Source organism: Cupriavidus sp. 8B (assembly GCF_054589115.1).
The window spans coordinates 255,100-262,764 of record NZ_BAAILO010000432.1 but is presented as its reverse complement, the minus strand read 5'-3'; the positions used below and the strand labels follow the sequence as shown (position 1 = coordinate 262,764).

The window sequence follows — 7,665 nt, the reverse complement described above, 5'->3', positions numbered from 1 at the left end:
CAAGGGCTGCTTCAAACAGTTTGCTGTGCATCGCTTGTGTTCTTCTTTACCTGGAATCCGCCCACGATACCACCCACTTGAAATTCAAAAGAGGCTCAAAAGATCAATCACTTCGTCGCTCACTACAACCAGAAGTGCAAGCCATTCAATTGGACTGCCTCCGCTGATTCGATCCTTGCCAAGCTCAGTAGACTTTGTGAGCGAATCAACGGAACAGGACACTGGCTAGCTCGAACGGGACGCCCACTTCGTAAGCAGCGCCTTGCCAACGCGCGAGTTGTTGGACCGGCCAATTGCGTGCGAAATAAAGTCGCCGGCACGCACCACGTCATCAAGTTCGATACCGGTGTGCAGACCCATGCCGTGCAACATGTACAGCACGTCCTCGGTCGCCACGTTGCCGGTAGCGCCCTTGGCATAGGGGCAGCCGCCAAGGCCTGCTACAGATGCGTGGAAGATGCCGATGCCGACTTCGAGACTGGCCAGGATGTTCGAGAGCGCCTGGCCGTAGGTGTCGTGGAAATGGCCCGACAGCCGATCGATCGGAAACTCGGCAGCAGCGGCGCGCATTACTTCTTGCACCTTGCCCGGCGTGCCAACCCCGATCGTATCGGCAATGTCGATCTCATCGCAGCCGAGTTCGCGCATGCGGCGAACCACGTCCACCACGGCGCGGACTGGCACCTCGCCCTGATACGGGCAGCCGAGCGAACACGAGATGCTGCCGCGCAGTCGCACACCGGCTTTCCTTGCCGCCGCGGCCACGGGTTCGAAGCGTGTCATGGATTCGGCGATCGAGCAGTTGATGTTCTTCTGCGAGAACGCCTCGCTGGCGGCACCGAAGATCACCACCTCGTCGGCGTCGGAAGCGATGGCGCCTTCGAACCCCTTCATGTTCGGCGCCAGCACCGAGTAAAGCGTCCCGGGGCGCCGGGCGATGCACGCCATGACGTCGGCGCCATCGGCCATCTGCGGCACCCACTTCGGCGACACGAACGACGCGGCCTCGACATTTGCAAAGCCCGCGTCGGACAGCCTGTTGATCAGTTCGACCTTGACGTCGGTGGTTACCAGCGTCTTTTCGTTCTGCAGTCCGTCACGCGGACCGACCTCGACAATCTTCACATTATGGGGCATGTCAATGTCCTGGTATTGCGCTATGGTGGGCTACGCGGCTGCTTCGATAGCGAACGCCAAAAGCTGCGCGTGCCCAGAGTCAAGCGGTCTTGCTTTCGCCGAGATTGAGTTCACGGGTCATACTCTCGCGCATGACGAACTTCTGCACCTTTCCAGTGATAGTCATCGGCATTTCACTCACAAACCGGATATGGCGCGGGATCTTGTAGTGAGCGATCTGGTCCCGACAGAAGTCGCGGATCTCCTCCTCGGTGGCGCCCTGCCCCTGCTTGAGCACGATCCATGCGCAGATTTCCTCGCCATACTTGGGGTCAGGCACGCCGAATACCTGCACCGACTGCACCTTCGGATGGCGGAACAGGAATTCCTCGATCTCGCGAGGGTAGACGTTCTCGCCGCCGCGGATCAGCATGTCCTTGACCCGGCCAACGATATTGCAGTATCCATCAGCATCAATCGTGGCCAGGTCACCGGTGTGCATCCAGCCGTCGCGGATCGATTCGCGTGTGCGTGTTTCATCGTCCCAATAGCCGAGCATGACCGAGTATCCGCGTGTACAGAGCTCACCCGTGGCGCCGACCGGTACGATCTGACCGTCCGTATCCACCACCTTGCATTCCAGATGCGGCTGCACCCGTCCCACGGTGGAGACTCGCTTGTCGAGAGGATCATCCGTGGCGCTTTGGAAAGAGACAGGACTCGTCTCGGTCATGCCGTAGGCAATGGTGATTTCCGTCATATGCATGTCGGCCACCACTCGCTTCATGACTTCGATCGGGCAAGGGGCGCCCGCCATGATGCCGGTGCGCAGGCTGGAGAAATCGTAAGTCGCGAAGTCCGGGTGATCAAGCTGAGCGATGAACATGGTCGGCACACCGTGAAGAGCGGTGCACCGCTCTTCACTGACCGCGGCCATAGTCGCCGCCGGGTCGAACGCTTCGCCCGGGAAAACCATGCAGGCGCCGGTGATGGTGCACACCAGCACAGACATCACCATGCCAAAGCAGTGGTATAGCGGGACCGGGATGCATAACCGGTCCTCCTCCCGCAGGCTCATGGCCATGCTTACGAAGCGTGCATTGTTGATGACGTTCCGGTGTGTCAGGGTGGCACCCTTTGGTGCGCCAGTCGTGCCGCTCGTGAACTGGATGTTGATTGGATCGTGAGGATCGAGTTTTGCGGATATTGCGTCCAGCTCGCTGACTTCCACCCCCACCCCGCGCGCAATCACGTCCCGATAGGTCAGCATGCCGGGCGTAAGCACATCTTCCATGCGGATTACCCAGCGTAGTGCCGGGAGCCTCGCCGCCTGCAACGCGCCTGGCTCGCAGTGCTGGAGTTCGGGTGCCAGGGTCTGCAGCATCTCCAGATAACGCGAAGTCTTGAAAGACTCAGGCGCGACGATCGCCTTGCAGCCCACCTTGTTAAGCGCGTATTCCAGCTCGGCCAGTCGATAAGCCGGATTGATATTGACCAATACCAGGCCAAGGCGGGCCGTAGCGAACTGTGTCACCGTCCATTCAACGCGATTAGGCGACCAGATACCAATGCGATCGCCTCGGCGCAGGCCGAGGGCGTGAAGGCCTGCGGCCATGGCATTCACGGCGTCGGAGAACTCCTGCCAGTTCCAGCGGATGCCCTGTTCGCGGAAAACGACCGCGGAACGCCGACCATGATGCTGAACCGTTTCCGCTAGTAGAGCCGGTATGGTCTGTTCGCTAAGCGGCGAGGTGGTGTCACCCTTCACATAAGACAGCCCGTTGGCGGGCAAGGTCGCGTCAATCTCGCGCCGGGACGTCCCAGGCTGCATCGTCATACTCGTCTCCAGAGTGCTGCGGGCGAGCTCGTTGCCCCCCCCTAACCATCGATGTTTATATATTATACGATCGTAAAGTAAAGTACCAACAAATGTTCGGTTGTGGCGTCAGCTTGTTTCGCACGGAGTCGCACGGGGTTGCTTCCAGCTGCTTGACCGGGATGCTCTTGTGCCGGGCGGCCGGGTGCTTGAGACCATCGAGCATCGATCATCCCGAACCCTTGCCACCGCACCATGCGCTTCGTCGAATCTGGGAAATTACGTACAATGGAGCGCGGCCGCGCTGTGGGTAACAAGCGGCAGCAACTAAACTTCGTCCTTCCAAGGAAGCAAAATCGATGACCGCCGCCGTCGCGAAGCAACCTACACCCCGCCGAACGCCCAAGAAGCCGGCGTCGGCTACGTCGCCGGATTCGAATCGAAAGCCACGTTTGTCTGGCAGCAGTCACATCGAACTCATTACGCTGCAGTGGCAGCATGAGCGAAGCGATCTGGATCTTTCAAACTTCCTGCTCGCGATCTATTTCATGCGGCTCGGTACGCTCGTCGAGCGAGCTTTTGATCGGATGTGTCAGCGCGTATGGGGCATCAGCGGGTCCGACATGCGCGTGTTGCTTGCACTGCGTCGGGGAGGCCCCCCATATGCAAAGCGCCCCACGGACCTGTATCGCGCTCTTATCGTAACCTCTGGGGCAATTACCAAGAAGATTGACAGGCTTGCCGGTCACGGCATGGTAGAGCGCATGATCGATCCCGGCCACGCTGGTGGATTTATCGTTCATCTTACGAAGAAGGGGCTCGAAGCGGTCGAGCAAGCGGTAGTGAAGCTTGCCAAAGAGTCGTCGGTCGCACCGGCAATGGCACGCTTCTCGGAGGATGAACGTGCTGCCGGAAACGCGTTCTGCCTTCGGACGCTGGCATTGATGGAAGAATTGGTGCTTCCAGATCTGGAAGACGAAGCCGAAAGCGGGCCATCGGCCCCACGATCCAAGGCGGCGGGCCGACGGCCTCCGCGCGGCCGCTAAGGGTTCCGAAAATGCCCGATCAATGCAGTCATTGCGGGTAGGATCGATACGTTCAAAGGCTGACTTCGCAGGATGCAGGCACCCGACGCGCTCAGCGCGGCCTCACTTCAACCGGCGCATCGGCGCGGTAGCCGCCGCCAAGCGCCTTGGCGAGCGCGATTTCCTGGCTGAGCTTCTGGCCATCGACAGTCAGCAGCGCAATCTGCTCGGCAATCAGCGGCTGCCGCGCTTCCATTGCCAGGTACCGGCTGCCGAGCCCTCGCTGGTACCGTGCTTCGGCACTGTCGCGCGCGAATGAAATGGCCTGAACCTTGCGTCGTTGCAGCTGTGCCTCGTCGTCCAGGGCCTGCAGGCGTGTTCCGGTAACGGCCACGTCCCGCACCGCATTGAGCACGGCCTGGTTGTACTGCGCGATCAGCGTGTTGCTCGCCGTGCGGGCGCCGCCCAGGTTTGCGTTCAGCCGCCCGCCATCGAAGATCGGCAAGGTGAGGCCGGGAATCAGGTTGATCTGCTGGCTTGCGCGGGTGAACAGGTCCGACAGGTGAAGGGCATTGAAGCCAAAGAAGGCCCGGATGTCGAAGCGCGGATAAAAGGCGGCCTTGGCGGCATCGATCCGGTCGAAGGAGGCTTGCACCACCCACCGCAAGGCCTGCAGGTCCGGACGCCGCGCCAACAGCTCATACGACAGCGCTTCCGGCACGCCAGCGCTGATCCGGGGCAGCGGCACTGGCCGGATCTCAGGCATGTCGCTCGGTCCGGCGCCGATCAGTGCCCGCAGCGACTCGAGCAACTGCCGTCCGGTGCCGCGCGCCGCCACAAGCTGGCGTTCCACCGTCAACTGTTGCGCCTGCGCCTCCTCGACGAGCGTGCGAGATTCCAACCCGCGTGCTGCGCGAGCCTGGTGCGTCTGCACCGAGAAGCCAGCCACCTCCCGGAATTGCTCCAGCAGTTCGACCAACTGGTGGTTGGTCTGGATGCCGTAGTACAACTGCGCCACATCGGTGGAGAGTTCCAGCTCGACAGCGTACGCTTCGGCCAGGCGCGCATTGCCCAGCCCGATTGATGCGGCAACTTCCGCGCGGTGCAGACCCCAGAGGTCGATGTCGAGACTGGCGCCGACCCCGACGATGCCCTCCGTATACCAGGGACCGTCGAGACCGAGAGCCGGCTCGTTCCTCGCGAATGGCCCAAGGAAGCCGTTGGCGGAAGCGTGCTCGCGATCGATCACGCCAATGGCCACCGCCTGCAGGCCCGTACCGGACTTGACCAGTTCGACGTCCGTCTTAGCCTGTGCGACGCGCCTGCGCGCGACCTCCATGCTCGGCGCATCCGCCAGCGCGCGCTCGATCAGGGCGTCGAGCTGGGGATCATCGTAGCGCGTCCACCAGCGCGCCTCTGGCCAGCCATCGCGCGCCAGGCGGATATCGTCGGCCAGGCGGATCTGATCAACGGAGATTTCCGGTGTGGGCACCCCGTTTTCGTGGATCAGGGCGCAGCCACCCGCGACGAGCAGGAGCCCGACAGCCAGCAGGTTGACGGCGAGCCGACTGGGCAGATAAGGCAGGCCGGATGGCCTGCAGTCAACCGGCATCATGGGATTCACGAAGCACCATGGGGAAAGTTGCCGCCGCCGATTGCCAGTCGGGCAGGCCGCACAATTGGCGAACCAGGTTGTGCATCGCCGAGAGAACCGGCTCCGGGAGTTGCTCATCGCCGGGCACGGGGAACTCGACGGGCCGCGGCGCCTGCGCCGAGGGGGGCCTGGCAACCAGGGCGTCGGCATAGTGCCCGAGCAGCGCGGCGGCCTGCGCCTGAAGCGCGAGCACCTTGCCGTCGTCTGCGCTGGCCAGGCGAGCCTCACTGGTCTCCAGTGCATTGTGGAGTGCATTGGCCGCCAGCATGATCTCCCGCCCCTGCGCAAGCACTGCCTGCGCACGCAGCGTGAGCAGTGCCTGTTCTCCTTCCTGCCAGTTTGGTTCGAGCGCCACGCGGGCGAGCGTGTCCTCGCAATCGGACAACGCGGCCCAGGTCTGCAGTTGCTGCTGGGACGAGGTCAGATGCCCGGGCGCCGTGCCGGTCCCGGCAGGCTCCAGCAGCCTGGCGACCGCGCGCAGCATGCCGGCCAGCTTTTGCCGCAAGGCATCGCCTTCGGCTTCCGGCCAGAGCGACATCTGCACCACGGTGGAAATGGCAACCCCAAGCAGAATGCCGGCCATGCGGTCGCGGATTTCCGTGAGATCGATGGTGGGGCCGAACCGCTCGAGCAGGGCGAGGGAGAACGTGAACAGGATCTGGGTCCCGGCATAGCCGATCCGCTCCGATCCGGCGGCGATCCATGCGGCGAGCGCTACCACCGGAAGCGTCATCAGCAGCAGGTCCACGATGCTGTCGAGATGCGGAACGACAAACACCACCATGAGGAGCGCCAGCGCGCTGCCGGTGAGCGCGCCGCCAACGCGCAGCAGCGCCCGCTGCATCGACGCGCCGAGGCTGGGCAGGGCGATGATCACGCAGGTCAGCATGATCGTGTGCGCCCCTTGCCAGTCGGCGCCCGTATAGAAGACATAGCAGATCAGCACGGCGAACAGGGTCTTGAGCGCGAACCTCAGGTATGTCGGGTTGGTCAGTGCGTCCGCCACCACCATCGGCGGCTGCGCCGGCGCCTTGGCGGCTGCGCCGGCGGCCGAATCGGCATCGGCCAGCGCCACCAGTGCCCGCTGCATGTCTTCTGCGGCTGCCGGCAAGGGCGCGGGGCCGCCCTGGGCGGGTGCGGCGGGTGGCGTGTACTGATACCGGTTGTCGGCGGCCAGGGCTGCGTCCAGCGCCTGGCAGTTCGTGCGCAGCTGCCGCAGCGCGACCAGCGGCGCCGCGGAGGGGCCAGGCATGGCGTCCGGCAGGTCGGACGCTGCCCGATACAGGCGCGACACGGTGGCAACGCAGGCCAGTTGATGCGGCATGTCATGCCGGTAGCGTGCGTCCCGCATGGTGGCGAACTTGAGGAGCTTCTGCAGCGTCATCGCGCCTTGCTGGATCGCCAGCGGCGTGATGGGCTCGGCCACCGGCGTACCGTCGATCAGGCAGGCCAGATGGGCATCAACCGCGCCCAGCTGCCGGTGGATTTCGGCCTTGAGCTGCCGCTGTGGCTCGGCGGGAAGCAGCAGCGTGTTGATCAGCAGCGTCAGCGCAATCGGGTAGTTGACCGCGACCCAGACCCACAGCACGGCACGGATCAGCAATTCAGCTTCGCCGGTGCGATCGACGAACGTCTGCACATAGATGACGACGATGGCAACGATGAAGAAGATGATGCCAATCTTCAGGATGCGCATCAGGTAGACGCTGCCGAAGAACAGCAGGCTGGCCGCCACGATGCGCAGCAAGGGATAGTCAAACGTCAGCTTGAGCAGCAGGATCGAAAGGCCGATGGCCAGCGTCGATCCCACCATGAACATTATGCCCACCAGCCGGGTGACCACGACGTTGGACTGCGTGACATAGAACACCACGAGCAGCGAGAGCGCCAGGGACGGGACCTGCAGCGCCATCGATACGACGATCACGATGGCGCTGGTGAGCATGCAGCGCAGCATGATGTTGACGCGTCCCGGATACGGGGCAAGCTGGCTGCGCAGGTATGCCCCCGCTCGCAGCACGCTGTCCGGCAGGTAGGTGCTCGCGCTCATGCCG

5 protein-coding genes and 1 pseudogene are annotated in these 7,665 nt (G+C 63.1%); 2 read left to right on the top strand and 4 right to left on the bottom strand.

Annotated features, from left to right (window positions below; translation table 11 throughout):
• Positions 1-96 precede the first annotated feature (96 nt).
• Positions 97-222: pseudogene (locus ACYP5B_RS42180) on the top strand (IS630 family transposase); the annotation flags it as partial.
• A 3-nt stretch (positions 223-225) separates the two neighbouring features.
• Here ACYP5B_RS42180 and ACYP5B_RS42175 read toward each other — a convergent pair.
• The gene (locus ACYP5B_RS42175; RefSeq protein WP_459573563.1) at positions 226-1,137 is read right to left on the bottom strand and encodes a hydroxymethylglutaryl-CoA lyase; all 912 of its coding nucleotides are present in this window, start codon (positions 1,135-1,137) and stop codon (positions 226-228) included.
• A gap of 79 nt (positions 1,138-1,216) precedes the next feature.
• Complete coding sequence (locus ACYP5B_RS42170) at positions 1,217-2,953, bottom strand: AMP-binding protein (protein ID WP_459573562.1); 1,737 nt, start codon at positions 2,951-2,953, stop codon at positions 1,217-1,219.
• A gap of 338 nt (positions 2,954-3,291) precedes the next feature.
• Between ACYP5B_RS42170 and ACYP5B_RS42165 the strand changes: the two genes are divergently transcribed.
• Positions 3,292-3,978, top strand: coding sequence for a MarR family winged helix-turn-helix transcriptional regulator (locus ACYP5B_RS42165; protein ID WP_318237952.1), 687 nt, complete (start codon positions 3,292-3,294; stop codon positions 3,976-3,978).
• A gap of 91 nt (positions 3,979-4,069) precedes the next feature.
• Here the strand turns inward: ACYP5B_RS42165 and ACYP5B_RS42160 are convergent, their stop codons facing one another.
• Together ACYP5B_RS42160 and ACYP5B_RS42155 are read right to left on the bottom strand one after the other, a co-directional pair.
• The gene (locus ACYP5B_RS42160; protein WP_459573561.1) at positions 4,070-5,572 is read right to left on the bottom strand and encodes an MdtP family multidrug efflux transporter outer membrane subunit; all 1,503 of its coding nucleotides are present in this window, start codon (positions 5,570-5,572) and stop codon (positions 4,070-4,072) included.
• Positions 5,559-7,661, bottom strand: coding sequence for an FUSC family protein (locus tag ACYP5B_RS42155; protein WP_459573559.1), 2,103 nt, complete (start codon positions 7,659-7,661; stop codon positions 5,559-5,561). Before ACYP5B_RS42155 ends, ACYP5B_RS42160 begins: the two co-directional genes overlap by 14 nt.
• Positions 7,662-7,665: the final 4 nt, after the last annotated feature.